Raw genomic sequence first — 13869 nt, forward strand, 5'->3', positions numbered from 1 at the left:
CGGGAACTGGTCGTGGTCACTTCAGGAAAGCCCGAGCTCGTTGTCGAGGAGGGCGAACATCTCGTCGTCGCTGGCCGCCCCGAGGTCGACCTCGTCGGAACCGCCGCGCTCGTCCCGCCCGCCGCCGGTCCACTCGGCCAGCAGCGACTCCAACCGCGCGGTCACCCGGTCCCGTTCGAGCTCGTCCGGCTCGGCCGTGGACATCGCGAACCGCAGCCGGTCGAGCTCGGCGAGCAGCGAACGGTCCTTCTCCGGCTCGTCCCGGGGGGCGAGTTCGCGCCGGACGAAGCCGGCCAGGGCCGCGGGTGTCGGGTAGTCGAAGATCAGGGTGGCCGGCATCCGCAGCCCGGTCGCGGCGTTGAGCCGGTTGCGCAGCTCGACCGCGGTCAGCGAGTCGAAGCCGAGCTCCTTGAACGCGTTGCCCCCGTCGACGGCCTCGCGGGAGGCGTGGCCGAGGACGGCGGCGGTCTGCGCCCGGACCAGGTCCAGCACCAGCCCGGCCCGCTCCTCGGCCGGAGCCGCCGCCAGGCGGTCGGCGAAGGACCGGACGTCGGCCACACCGTCGGCGGCGGCCGCGGTACGGCGCTCCGGCACCCGGACCAGGCCCCGGAACATCGTCGGCACCTCGCCGAGCGCGCGGGCCCTGCCGCGGATCGGGGCGAGTTCCAGCCGGGCCGGGACGTACGCCGCCGCCCCGTCGGCGAGCGCGGCGTCGAACAGGGCGAGCCCGGCGTCCGAGGGCAGGGCCCCCAGGCCGAACCGCTCCATCCGGGCCACGTCGACGCCTTCGAGGTGGCCGGTCATGCCACTGCGGAGCGCCCAGAAGCCCCAGGCGAGCGAGGTGGCGGCCAGACCGTCCGCCTGCCGCCGGTGGGCCAGGGCGTCCAGCAGGGCGTTGGCCGCGGCGTAGCTGCCCTGGCCGCCGTTGCCGAGGGTGGCGGCGACGGAGGAGAAGAGGACGAAGGCGTCCAGGTCGAGGTGGGCGGTCAGCTCGTGCAGGGCCAGCGCCGCGTCGACCTTGGGCCGCAGGACCGCCGCGACCCGCTGCGGCGTGAGCGCGGGGATCACCCCGTCGTCGAGCACGCCGGCGGTGTGGACGACGGCGGTGAGCGGGTGGTCGGCCGGGACGGTGTCCAGCAGGGCGGCGAGCGCCGCGCGGTCGGCCGCGTCGCAGGCCACCAGCTCCACCTCGGCGCCCAGTTCCCGGAGCCCTGCCTCCAGTTCGGCCGCACCCGCCGCCGCCCGGCCGCTGCGGCTGAGCAGCAGCAGGTGGCGGGCGCCGTGCACGGTGACCAGGTGGCGGGCGAGCAGCCCACCGAGGGCGCCGGTCGCGCCGGTGATCAGGACGGTGCCGTTCGGGTCGAGGCGCGGGACGGCCGAGGCGTACGCCTCGGTGTCGCCGGCGGGCAGCGCGCGGGCGAGCCTGGGCACGCGGATCTCCCCGGCACGCAGGGCGAGTTGGGCCTCACCGGTGGCCACCGCGGCGGCCAACAGCAGCCGCGAGCGGTCGGCGTCGTCGAGGTCCACCAGGACGAAGCGGCCGGGGCCCTCCGACTGCGCGGTGCGCAGCAGGCCCCAGACCGGCGCGTGCGAGAGGTCCGACACCGTCTCGCCGGCGCCCGCGGCGATCGCGCCGCGTGTCACCACGACGACGGTGGTCCGCTCGAACTCACCGTTCGCCAGTACGTGTTGGAGGACGTCGAGTGCCCGCAGCGTGGCCCGGTGGGTCTCGTCGACCAGGTCGTCCCCGCCCTCACTGCCGGCCGTCATCGGCACGTACAGCGTGGCGGGCACGGCGCGGCCGGCCTCCGCCTCGGCGGTGAGCGCCGAAAGCTCCGGGTAGTGCGCCACGGACAGGCCCGCGGCCTCCAGTGCGCCGCGGACGCCGAGCCCGTCGGCGCCGAGCACGGCACAGCCGGCGGAGGCGGGCTCGGCCGGGGAGCCGGACGGGAGGGCGGACCACTCCACCCGGTACAGGCTTCCGGCCTCGCTCTCCCCCGCCAGGGGGCGCATCTGACGGAGCATCAGCGACCGGGCTTCCAGCACCGGGGCCCCGGCCGCGTCGGCGACGGCCAGCGACAGTTCCTCGGGCCCGGCCAGCGTCAGCCGCACCCGCAGCACGGACGCACCGACCGAGTGCAGCCGGACACCGCGCCAGGAGAACGGCAGCCGGCCCGGGCCGTCGTCCTGGATCAGCACCGCGAACCCGGCGGCGTGCAGGGCCGCGTCGAGCAGCGCGGGGTGCAGCCCGAATCCACCCGCCTCGGACTGCTGTTCCGGCGCGAGGGCGACCTCGGCGAAGACCTCGTCCCCGCGCTGCCAGGCGGCCCGCAGGCCCCGGAACGCCGGACCGTAGGTGAACCCGGCGGCGTCCAGCTGCTGGTAGAGGGCTTCCACGTCGATCGCGACGCCGCCGCGGGGCGGCCACTCGGCCTCCGCGAAGCCGGCCGCGGCCTCGCGGGCCCGACCGAGGGTGCCGGTGGCGTGGCGGGTCCACGGCTCGTCCGTGCCCTCGGCGTCGCCGGGGCGGGAGTAGACCTCCACCTCGCGGCGGCCGTCGGCGTCGGGCGAGCCGACCACCACCTGCACCGTCACGCCGCCCTGGGCGGGCAGCACCAGCGGCGCCTCCAGGGTCAGCTCCTCCAACACGTCACAACCGGCCTGGTCACCCGCGCGAACGGCCAGCTCGACGAAGGCGGTGCCGGGCAGGATCACCGTGCCGGCCACGGCGTGGTCGGCCAGCCACGGCTGCGTCTGCACCGAGAGGCGGCCGGTGAAGACGTGCCCGTCGCGGTCGGCCAGTGCCACCGCCGCGCCCAGCAGCGGGTGGTCGGCGGCGGCCAGGCCCGCTTCGCTCACGGCTCCGGCACCCGGCCTGGCGGGGGCGAGCCAGTAGCGGTCGCGCTGGAAGGCGTAGGTGGGCAGGTCGATGCGGCGGGCCGTGGGGAACTGGGCGGCCCAGTCGACGGTGGCGCCGTTGGCCCAGGCCTCGGCGAGGGCGGTCAGGAAACGCTCCCGGCCACCGTGGTCACGGCGCAGGGTGCCCTGGACCGTCGCCTCGACGCCGGTGGCGTCGATGGACTCCTGGATGCCGACGATCAGCACCGGGTGGGCGCTCACCTCCACGAACTGCGAGTGACCCGAGGCCAGCAGGGCCTCGACGGTGCTCGCGAACTCCACCGTCTGGCGCAGGTTGCGGTACCAGTAACCGGCGTCCAGCGCGGCCGAATCGATGACCTCACCGGTCACGGTGGAGTGGAACGGCACCTCCGGAACACGCGGGGTGACCGGGGCCAGCAGCTCCGCGAGACGGGCCTCGATGCGCTCGACGTGCGCCGAGTGCGACGCGTAGTCCACCGCGATGCGACGAGCGCGGATCTCCTGCGCGCCGCAGTGCTCCATCAGCTCGTCCAGGGCGCCGGCATCGCCGGAAACCACGACGGAGTTCGGGCCGTTGACGGCCGCGATCGAGATCCCCTCACGGCCGGACAGCAGCTCGCGAACGCTCTCCACGGGCAGCGGAACGGACACCATGCCACCCAGGCCCGACAGTTCGATGATCGCCTGGCTCCGCAGCGCCACCACCAGGGCGGCATCCTCCAGCGACAGCGCACCGGACACGGCGGCGGCGGCAATCTCGCCCTGCGAGTGACCCACCACCGCCGACGGCTCCACACCGCACGAACGCCAGAGGGCAGCCAGCGACACCATCACGGCGAACAGCACCGGCTGGACCACGTCCACCCGCTCCATCCACCCGCCGTCCTCACCCGAGACAACCTCCAGCAACTCCCAATCCACATACGGAGCAAGCGCCTTGGCACACTCCTCCATCCGCGAACGGAACACCGGCTCGTCCGCCAGCAGCCCCCGGGCCATGCCCAGCCACTGCGAACCCTGCCCCGGGAACACGAACACCGGACGCCCCGAACGCACCCGCCCGGACACCGCACCGGCGGCGGCCTCGCCCCGGGCGACGGCGTCGAGTGCCGTCAGCAGCTCGTCCCGCCCGTCGCCGATCACCACGGCCCGGTGCTCGAACGCGGTCCGGGCGGCGGCGAGGGAGTACCCGACGTCGGCCGGGTCTGCCTCCGTCGTGGCCATCCGCCCGCGGAGCCGCCGCGCCTGCTCCCGCAGCGCCGCCTCACTGCGGGCCGACAGCACCCACGGCACCACGCCGTCGGCCGTCGGCGCCGCGGAGGCCTCGGACTCCGGCGCCTGCTCCAGCACCACGTGCGCGTTGGTCCCGCTGACCCCGAAGGAGGACACGGCGGCCCGGCGGGGCCGTTCGCCCCCCGGCCAGCCCCGCGCCTCGGTGAGCAGCTCGACCGCACCCGCCGACCAGTCCACGAACGGCGAAGGCTCGTCCACGTGCAGGGTCTTGGGAAGGACGCCCGCCCGCATCGCCATGACCATCTTGATCACGCCACCGACACCCGCCGCCGCCTGGGTGTGACCGACGTTCGACTTCAACGACCCCAGCCACAGCGGCTCTTCGGCACGCTCCTGACCGTACGTCGCCAGCAGCGCCTGCGCCTCGATCGGGTCACCCAACCGGGTACCCGTCCCGTGCGCCTCGACTGCGTCCACGTCGCCCGCCGTCAGCCCGGCGTCGGCCAGCGCCGCGCGGATCACCCGCTGCTGCGACGGCCCGTTGGGGGCGGTCAGGCCGTTGCTGGCACCGTCCTGGTTGACCGCGCTGCCGCGCACCACCGCGAGCACCGGGTGCCCGAGGCGCTCGGCGTCCGACAGGCGCTGCAGCACGAGCATGCCCGCGCCCTCGCCCCAGCCCGTGCCGTCCGCCGCGGCCGCGAACGGCTTGCAGCGGCCGTCCGAGGCCAGCCCGCGCTGTCGGCTGAACTCCACGAACATGCCCGGGGTGGACATGACGGCCACGCCGCCGGCCAGCGCCATGCCGCATTCGCCGCGCTGCAGCGCCCGGACGGCCAGGTGGAGGGCGACGAGCGAGGAGGAGCACGCGGTGTCCACGGTGACCGCGGGGCCCTCAAGACCGAGGGTGTAGGAGACGCGGCCCGACATCACGCTCGCCGTGGTGCCGGTCAGCAGGTATCCGTCGAGGCCGTCGGCGCCCTCGTGCAGCCGCGGCCCGTAGTCGTGCGACATCGCGCCGACGTAGACGCCGGTCCGGCTGCCCCGGAGCGTCGACGGGTCGATGCCGGCGCGCTCGCAGGCCTCCCAGGAGGTCTCCAGCAGCAGCCGCTGCTGCGGGTCCATCGCCAGCGCCTCACGCGGCGAGATCCCGAAGAACCCGGCGTCGAACCCGCCGACGCCGTCGAGGAATCCGCCCTGGCGGGTGTAGGAGGTGCCGGGGTTGGCCGGATCGGGGTGGTAGAGCGAGGCGAGGTCCCAGCCGCGGTCCGCCGGGAAGCCGCCGACGGCGTCCGCGCCGTCGGTCACCAGGCGCCACAGGTCCTCGGGCGAGGCGACCCCGCCCGGGTAGCGGCAGGCCATGCCGACGATGGCGATCGGCTCGGGTCCGCCGGCCGGGGTCTCGTCGGCCGGCGCTCCCTCCGTGGTGCCGAGGAGCCGGTCCACCAGCTGCCGCGCCAGGACGGCGGGCCGCGGGTAGTCGAAGAGCAGGCTGGCGGGCAGGTCGAGCCCGGTGGCGGCGGCCAGTCGGGTGCGCAGCTCCACGGCCGTCAGCGAGTCGAAGCCGAGCTGCTTGAAGGAGGCGGTGACGTCGACCGCCCCGGCACCCGGGTAGTCGAGCACCACGGCCACCTGGCCCTGCACCAACTCGGCCAGCAGCCGCTCGCGTTCGGCCTCGGAAGCGCCGGCGACGCGGTCCCGCCAGGAGCTCAGACGGTCCTCGGCGCCGGCCGTCTCCTGCCGGGCCTCCGCCGGACCGGCGGGGCCGGGCACCCCCGGAACGGCCTGGCCGGGCGCGTCCGGAGCGGCCTGCGCCCCGGTCAGCCAGTAGCTCTCCCGCTGGAAGGGGTACGTCGGCAGCGGCACCCGGCGGCCGCCGCCGAGGGCCGTCCAGTCCACCGGAGCGCCGTTGACGTACGCGGTCGCCGCAGCGCCCACCGCCGTGCGGAGCTCGTCGCGCCCCTCCCGCAGAGAGGGAGCGAACACACCGCCCGCGTCGGTCAGGCAGTCCGGGCCGGCGGCGGACAGCACGCCGTCGGGGCCCAACTCCAGGTAGGCGGTGGCGCCCTGGGCCTCCAGGGTGCGCATCGCGTCGAGGAAGCGTACGGACTGGCGGACGTTGCGCACCCAGTACTCGGGCGAGCACAGCTCCTCGGCCGCCACGACGGATCCCGTCACGGTGGACACCACCGCGATCCGCGGCGCGGTGTACGTCAGCCCCTGCGCGACCCGGCGGTACTCCTCCAACATCCCGTCCACCAGCGGCGAGTGGGACGAGAACGGGATGTTGAGCCGCTTCCACTTCTCGAACTTCCCGGCGACGGCCAGGGCTTCGGACTCGTCGCCGGAAATCACCACCGACGTCGGGCCGTTGATCACGGCGACGCTGACGTTGTCGGTCAGCAGCGGCAGAACGTCCGCCTCGGCGGCCTTGACCGCCACCATCGCGCCGCCCGCCGCCAGCTCCTCGGTCAGCCGTCCGCGCGCCGCCGCCAGGGTGGTGGCGTCGTCCAGCGACAGCACGCCCGCGACGTGCGCGGCCGCCAGCTCGCCGAGCGAGTGCCCGGCCAGGAAGTCCGGCCGAACGCCCCAGCTCTCGTACAGCCGGAACAGCGCCACCTGGAGCGCGAACAGCGCGGGCTGCCCGTACTCGGTCCGCCCCAGCAGCTCCGCGTCCGACCCGAACACGGCCTCGCGCAGCGGCAGTTCGACCCGATCGCAGACCGCGTCGAAGGCGTCCGCGAACACCGGGAAGGCCTCGTACAGCTCCCGGCCCATGCCGAGTCGCTGGTCCCCCTGGCCGGTGAACAGGAACGCCAGCTTCCCGGCCTCGGCCGCGCCCCGGACGACGCCTCCGGCCTCCTCCCCGGCGGCCACCGCCGCCAGCCCGGCCAGCAGCCCGGTCCGGTCGGCGCCCACCACGACGGCGCGGTGGCGCAGCGCCGCCCGCCCGACCGCGAGGGTGTGCGCGACGTCGGCCGGGTCGAGGTCGGGGTGCTCCGTCAGGTGGGTGTGCAGGCGTCGCGCCTGGGCCCGGAGGCCCCGTTCGCCGTGGCCGTGCACCGGCCAGGCGAGCTGCCGCCCGGCCGGCGCGGGGTGCTCGCCGCCCGGGGTGGTCGGCCGGGGCGCCTCGGACAGCGCCAGGTGGCAGTTGGTGCCGCCCACGCCGAAGGAGCTCACGCCGGCCAGCAGCGGGCGGTCGACCTCGGGCCACGGACCGGTGTGCCGCCGCACGCTCAGGCCGAGGGCGGCCAGGTCGAGGGCCGGGTTGGGAGTGTCGTGGTTGAGGCCGGCGACCAGTTCCCGGTGGTGGATGCCGAGGACGGCCTTGAGCAGGCCGACGGCTCCGGCGGCGCCCTCCAGGTGTCCGACGTTGGTCTTGGCCGAGCCGACCTGCAGCGGCCGGTCGACGCGCCCGGCGGCCAGGGCCGCGCCGAGCGCGGTGGCCTCGACGGGGTCGCCGACGCTGGTGCCGGTGCCGTGGAGTTCGACGTACTGGACGGCGTCGGTGGGGATCCCCGCCCGCCGCCAGGCCAGTTCGACGACCTCGCGCTGCGAGGCCGGGTCGGGCGTGGTCAGCCCGGGCGTGGCGCCGTCGTTGTTGACGGCGCCGCCGCGGATGACGGCGTAGACGCGGTCGCCGTCGGCCAGCGCGCGGTCGAGCGGCTTGAGCACGACCAGGGCGCCGCCCTCGCCGCGGACGTAGCCGTTGGCGCGGGCGTCGAGGGTGAAGCAGCGGCCGTCCGGGGAGAGCCCGCCGAAGCCCTCGGCGACCAGGGCCGTCTCGGGCACCAGGTTGAGCTGTACGCCGCCGGCCAGCGCGAGTTCGCTCTCGCCCCGGCGCAGGCTCTCCGCGGCCAGGTGCACGGCGACCAGTGAGGAGGACTGGCCGGTGTCGACGCACAGGCTGGGGCCCCGCAGGCCGAGGGTGTAGGACAGCCGGTTGGCCATGATGGAGCGCTGCGAGCCGGTCAGGGTGTGCCGGCCGATGGCGTCCGGGCCGAGGCGGTCGGCGAGCAGCGCGTAGTCGGCGTTCATGGTGCCGAGGAAGACGCCGGTGGCCGTGCCGGACAGCCGATCGGGGGCGGTCCCGGCGTCCTCCAGGGCCTCCCAGCCGAGTTCCAGGGCGAGCCGCTGCTGCGGGTCCATGGCGGCGGCCTCGCGCGGCGAGACGCCGAACAGGCCGGCGTCGAAGAGGTCGACCCGGTCCAGGAACGCTCCGTGCCGGGCGGCGTGCTCGCCGAGGTCGCGGCCCCAGCGCTCGACCGTCGCCTCGGCGACGGCGCTGCGGCCCTCCCTCAGCATCGCCCAGAACGCGTCGGGTCCGTCCGCCCCGGGGAGCCGGCAGGCCACCCCGACGACGGCGACGGCATCCTCCACCGGCGCGCCCGTTCCACCGGTCGCCGGACCGCCGGCCGGGCGAGCCCCGCGGCCGGGTACCACGCGACTCACACCTGCTGCGGTTGTCATCGCGCCGGACCTCCTGGTTCGGTGAGGGATTGCGGCGCCCGCGGGCCACCGGTTCGACCGCCGGCCGGCCCCGAGCCCCGGCACACGCGATCACCGGCACGCTACGGCCGCCCCGAATCCGCACCAACCCCTAGCAGTCCCCCTACGTCCCCCACCCCGACCGCGACCCCGACCGGCCGCGGCCCCGCCCCGGGGGCCCCTCGCGCGGCGCGGCGCGGGCCGCTCCGCGCACCCGGCGGGGACCGGTGCGGCCCGCCGTCGACCCCTGTTCGCCCCCTGCCCGCCCCACCCGTCTCCGCGGACCGGCGTGCGGCGCCGCGTCGTCCGCCGGTAGGGTCCGGCCGGGTGCCGGCAGCCGCCGGATTTCGCCTCCTGACGCTCCACGGCCTCGGGCCGGTCACCTCGGGTCAATCGCAGGTCAAGCCGTCGCCGACCCCGTCGACGAGCGCCACCGGCCGATTCGCCCCGACCGGACTGTCCATCAACTAATGTCAAGTGAACGCTTTTTGTGGATATCCGGGAGCCGCCTCGACGCCATCCGCACCGCGCGCGACCGGGATTGAACACCCGTCGAATCCACCGAACGGAGAGACCGAATCGGCCCACTTCCCCCACCTGATGGCCAAAAACCATCGGGCGGCCGACAGTTCGCCGCCGGTATGTGACCGTCGCCGCAGTGGGCGAACGTTGAAAGATGGGGGCCAATCCGTCTACCGTGATCCATGTGGTCGAAGACGTGCCGTACCCGCAGCAGCCCGCCCAATCCCCGACGGCAGCGGAGAGGGGCGAGCGGCTCCGTCGAATCTCCCCCGCCCGTACGCTCGAATTCGGCGATCACCGGCTGACCTACCTTCCGGACGGATTCGTCCAGTTGATTCCGCGCGCCTGGTTCCCCGAGACCGGCGGCGGCGACTGGCAGCGACACTCCGACCACCTCGACCGGGACGGCTACCTGGTCGCGTCCGTCGGCAGCCTGCTGGTCGAGCACCGGGGCCGGGCGCTGCTGATCGACACCGGCTACGGGCCGCGCCGCACGTCAGCGACCGACAGCTACCCCTTCCTCGGCGCGGAGGAGGGCGGGCGGCTGCCGGCGGGCCTGGCCGCGCACGGCCTGGCGCCCGAGGCCGTCGACACCATCGCGTTCACCCATCTCCACGAGGACCACGTGGGCTGGGCCTTCGCCCCGAACCCCAGCGGATCGGGGCTGCTCTTCGGCTCCGCCCGGTTCGTCACCTCGTTGACCGAGTGGCGCGGCTGGCACGGAGCGCCGTCCGCCGCCGCCGCGCGACACCTCCAGGAGAACGCGGTCGGCGCGACGGACGGCCAGGAGATCTTCCCGGGCGTCACGGCCTGGAACACCCCCGGCCACACGCTCGGCCACACCTCGTACATCATCTCGTCCGGCGGGCGACGGCTCGTCGTCATCGGCGACGCCCTGCACAGTGCCGTGCAGGTGGAGCGACCGGAGTGGCGGGTGCTGGTGGACTCCGCCCGGGACGTCTCGGTGGACTCCCGGCTGCGGATCCTCCGGGAGCTGTCCGCCCCGGACACGCTGGGCTTCGGCGGCCACTTCGCCGACGTCCTGTTCGGCCGGGTGGTCACGGACGGTTCGCGCCGGCACTGGGAGGCGCTCGACCTCGAGGGGTGACGGCTACGGAATGCCATCATGACACCACTCTGTGGAAGCGCCCATCCCCCCAGATGTGGTTCGCCCACGATCCAGCCGGACGCCCCCGGTTCGCGCTGCCCGTATCCGTAACATCCAGTTGACAGACAGCGACGTCATTGTGCATATGATCGACGCTGCATGGGCGGTTGTGACCGGGCCACTGGGAACGTCGGCCGTGGATGAATGGGGGAAACAGAGTGGTTGCCAAAGTATTGACACCCGATCCCTGCGGGCTGGAGAAGGTCGTCGATTCGGCCATCGCGGCCTACGCGGAGGCGCTGCGCTCCGCGGGCAGTCTCCTGGTCCTCGAGGAGACGGTGTGGCCGGAGTGCGAGCAGCAGGCCCGCGAGATCATGGCCGACTGCATCAGAGCCATCCACGGCCCCCGTGCCGAACTCCCCGAGCAATTCGACGCGGAGTTCTCCTCGCTGGAGCTCGGCGCCCGACGGGCGCTCCAGCACATCCCCGCCATGGAGTCGCTCCGGGCCGCCCAGATCCTCACCGACATCGTCCTCGACGCACTACCGGACATGATGGCCTGCCTGCCGGACGACGTGGCACTCGTCCGGATGCGGCGTGCGGTGAGAGCCCTGCACCAGAGCGTCCACAGCCGGGTGCAGGCGGCGCTGATCGGCTACGACGCCTTCCTGATGCGCGGGGTCAACCGGATCAACTCCGCCGAACGGGCCCGGCTCGCCCGGGAGATCCACGACCGGATCGGCAGCAGCCTCGGCCTGGCCATGCGCCTGCTCGAACTCCACGAGGCCGAGGCCGAGGCCGAGGCCGAGGCCGGCGGTCCCGGACCGGGTTCCGCCCGGATCGAGGAGGCCAAGACCGCGCTCCAGGACACCTTCGGGTTCGTCCGGGAGCTGGTGAACGGCCTGCGCGCACCGCGCAGCCGCACCAGCTTCCACAAGCGGCTGCTGGACTACGTCGAACTGTCCTGCCCGGCCGACACCGTGGTGGAGATCCACGTCGAGGGCGGCACCACGGAGATGACCGCGCTCCAGCACGACGAGGTGTTCCTGATCATCCGGGAGTGCCTGCGCAACGCCTACCAGCACTCGGGTGCCACCAGCATCCAGGTCGAGGTGAACCTCGGCGACGGCGTGCTCGAGACCCGGGTCACCGACAACGGCAAGGGCATCGACCTGTCCGCGTCCAAGTTCCAGAGCGGCAACGGCATGGTCTCCATGCGCGAGCGGACCACCGCCATGGGCGGCACCCTGTCGGTCGCCAACATCAACGGAAAGGGCACCCGGATCCAGTTCCGAATACCGTTGCCGGCAGTCGACTGCTCCGGTGAATACGTCTCATGAGCGACTCCCAGGTCCGCGTCCTCGCGGCCGACGACCACGTCCTGCTCCGCACCGCCCTGTGCAACCTCCTGACCAGGGAGCCCGACATCACCGTGGTCGGCGAGGCGGGCGACGGCCCGATGGCCGTCCACCAGGCGATCCAACTGCAGCCCGACGTCATCCTGCTCGACCTGGAGATGCCCGGGCCGGGTCCGATCGAGACCGTACGGCAGCTCAAGACCGCCGTCCCGGACTCCCGCATCGTCGTCCTGACCATGCACGACGACGACGATCTCGTCCACTCCCTGCTCTCCGAGGGCGCCTTCGGCTACCTGCACAAGTCGGCCACCCGGGAGGTGCTGCTCGCCGCGGTGCGCAGCGCCGTCGCCGGGGGCACCACCCTGTTCACCCCGCAGCGGCCCAGCGCCCGACCGCCGCGCCCGACCGCCGCGCCCGAGCCGCAGAACGTCCTCACCTCGCGCGAGCTGGAGGTGCTCACCTGCGTGGCCGAGGCCATGAGCAACCGGCAGATCGGGCGCCGGCTCGGCATCACCGAGGGCACGGTCAAGCGGCACCTGCGGAACATCTTCACCAAGCTGGAAGCGACCACCCGGCTCGACGCCGTCAACAAGGCCCAGTCCGCGCGACTGATCGGTCGGTGAGCAGCGGATCGCGATCACTTCCCGACGAGCAGACCGAGGGCCAGGCCCGCGTTCGCCGCGTACTGGGTGACCATGAACGCCCGGTACGGGCCGCGGGCCTGCTCCTTGTCCGGCCACAGGCAGCGCACCGCGACCCAGCCGGCCCCGAGGGCCAGCGGCACCGCACCCGCCAGCATCAGCGGTTCGGTACGGAGCCCGAGCAGCAGCCCGGCCGTCCCCAGGGCGACGGCCGAGACCGCGGCGAACAGCCGGGCCGTCCGCTCGCCGTACACCACCGCGATGGTGCGGCGGCCCGCCTCCCGGTCGCCGGCGATGTCGCCGAGGTCCTTGGTGACGGCGCCCACGAAGCCCATCCACAGGGCCAGCAGCCCGCAGAACAGCAGGGGGCCCTTCGAGAACCCGCCGCCGCCGGCGGAGACCGCGCCGGCCAGGTAGCTGGAGGCCCCCATCGCGATCACCGCGGCGGCACTGGTCGCGGTGCGCCGCTTGGCGGCCAGCGGCGGCACCGAGTAGGCGTAGCCCAGGAAGAGGGAGAGCACGATGAACCAGAACTCTCCCGGCACGAACACCGAGAGCACCAGGGCGGCGCCGGACAGGACCCGCACTCCGGCGGCCGCCGTCCGCAGGCGCAGGGCGCCGCGGGCGATCGGGCGCCGCGAGCCGTTCGCCCGGTCCTCGGCGATGTCCATCACACCGTTCAGCAGGTAGGCCGCCATGACCGCGCAGGTCATGGCCAGCCCGCCGAGCAGCACCCCGCCGGCCGACCAGTCCTCGCCGCCGACCGCCCCGCAGACGGCGCCCACCAGGAACCGCATCAGGAAGACGATCTGCACCACCGGTCGGGACTCGACCAGGCAGTGCCGGGCCGCCGACAGGAGGGACCGGGTCGGGGGATCCGCCGTGAGCGGTCCCGTGGTCATGACACCAACCCCGGCGTCGTGGGGGTGGGGGCTCGGGGCCGAGCCCCCACCCGCGCCGGTCACCGGCTCGCACGTCCTGGTCGCTTGTCTCATCAGGAAGCCTGCACCGTCCAGGTGTCGTTGCCGGCGAGGAGTGTGGCCAGGTCGCCGGGGCCGTGTTGGGTGGTGGCGGTGGCCAGCTGCTCGGCCATCAACTCGTCGTAGACCGGCCGCCGGACACTGCGCAGGACACCGATCGGGGTGTGGTGGAGGGTGTCCGCGTCCGCGATCCGGGACAACGCGAACGCGCCGGCCGGGTTCGCGGCGTGCGCGTCGTGGACCAGCACGTCCGCCTCGTTGCCGGCCGTCACCGGGGCGGTGAACAACTCGCCGTCACGGCCCCGGAAGACCCCGTTCGCCAGATCGGTGCCGAAACGGATCGGCTTGCCGTGCTCCAGGCGGACCAGCGCCTCGTCACGGGTGCCCGGCTCCTTCAGCACCTCGAACGCGCCGTCGTTGAAGATGTTGCAGTTCTGGTAGATCTCCACCAGCGCCGTACCCTCGTGCAACGCCGCCTCCCGCAGCACCGACTGCAGATGCTGACGGTCCGAATCGATCGTCCGCGCCACGAACGTGGCCTCCGCGCCGATCGCCAGCGACAACGGGTTGAACGGCGCGTCCAGCGAACCCATCGGCGTCGACTTCGTCACCTTGCCCAGCTCACTCGTCGGCGAGTACTGCCCCTTCGTGAGACCGTAGAT

General features: G+C 74.0%; 6 protein-coding genes. 3 read left to right on the plus strand and 3 right to left on the minus strand.

Going from position 1 to position 13869, the window contains the following annotated elements; all coding sequences use genetic code 11:
* Positions 1 to 21: 21 nt before the first annotated feature.
* Positions 22 to 8490, minus strand: coding sequence for a type I polyketide synthase (locus ACIQ87_RS38720; RefSeq protein WP_402416710.1), 8469 nt, complete (start codon positions 8488 to 8490; stop codon positions 22 to 24).
* An 814-nt stretch (positions 8491 to 9304) separates the two neighbouring features.
* Here ACIQ87_RS38720 and ACIQ87_RS38725 point away from each other — a divergent pair.
* From ACIQ87_RS38725 to ACIQ87_RS38735, 3 genes are all read left to right on the plus strand, one after another.
* Positions 9305 to 10228, plus strand: coding sequence for an MBL fold metallo-hydrolase (locus ACIQ87_RS38725; protein ID WP_402416712.1), 924 nt, complete (start codon positions 9305 to 9307; stop codon positions 10226 to 10228).
* Between the two features lie 233 nt (positions 10229 to 10461).
* Positions 10462 to 11568, plus strand: coding sequence for a sensor histidine kinase (locus tag ACIQ87_RS38730; protein ID WP_402416715.1), 1107 nt, complete (start codon positions 10462 to 10464; stop codon positions 11566 to 11568).
* The gene (locus ACIQ87_RS38735; protein ID WP_402416718.1) at positions 11565 to 12209 is read left to right on the plus strand and encodes a response regulator; all 645 of its coding nucleotides are present in this window, start codon (positions 11565 to 11567) and stop codon (positions 12207 to 12209) included. The genes ACIQ87_RS38730 and ACIQ87_RS38735 overlap by 4 nt, the downstream gene beginning before the upstream one ends.
* 14 nt (positions 12210 to 12223) lie before the next feature.
* On the opposite strand, the gene ACIQ87_RS38740 is transcribed toward ACIQ87_RS38735, so the two are convergent.
* Positions 12224 to 13129: a UbiA family prenyltransferase gene (locus ACIQ87_RS38740; protein WP_402416721.1), complete on the minus strand. Its 906-nt coding sequence runs from the start codon at positions 13127 to 13129 to the stop codon at positions 12224 to 12226.
* A 92-nt stretch (positions 13130 to 13221) separates the two neighbouring features.
* Positions 13222 to 13869: thiamine pyrophosphate-dependent enzyme (locus ACIQ87_RS38745; RefSeq protein ID WP_402416724.1), on the minus strand; the 648-nt coding region annotated here is incomplete at its 5' end.

Source organism: Kitasatospora sp. NPDC096204, from assembly GCF_044763205.1.
Classification (GTDB): domain Bacteria; phylum Actinomycetota; class Actinomycetes; order Streptomycetales; family Streptomycetaceae; genus Kitasatospora.

Coding starts and splice junctions, on each gene's coding strand:
- ACIQ87_RS38735 (WP_402416718.1), top strand. CDS start 11,565: ATGAGCGACTCCCAGGTCCGCGTCCTCGCGGCCGACGACCACGTCCTG.
- ACIQ87_RS38740 (WP_402416721.1), bottom strand. CDS start 13,129: ATGACCACGGGACCGCTCACGGCGGATCCCCCGACCCGGTCCCTCCTG.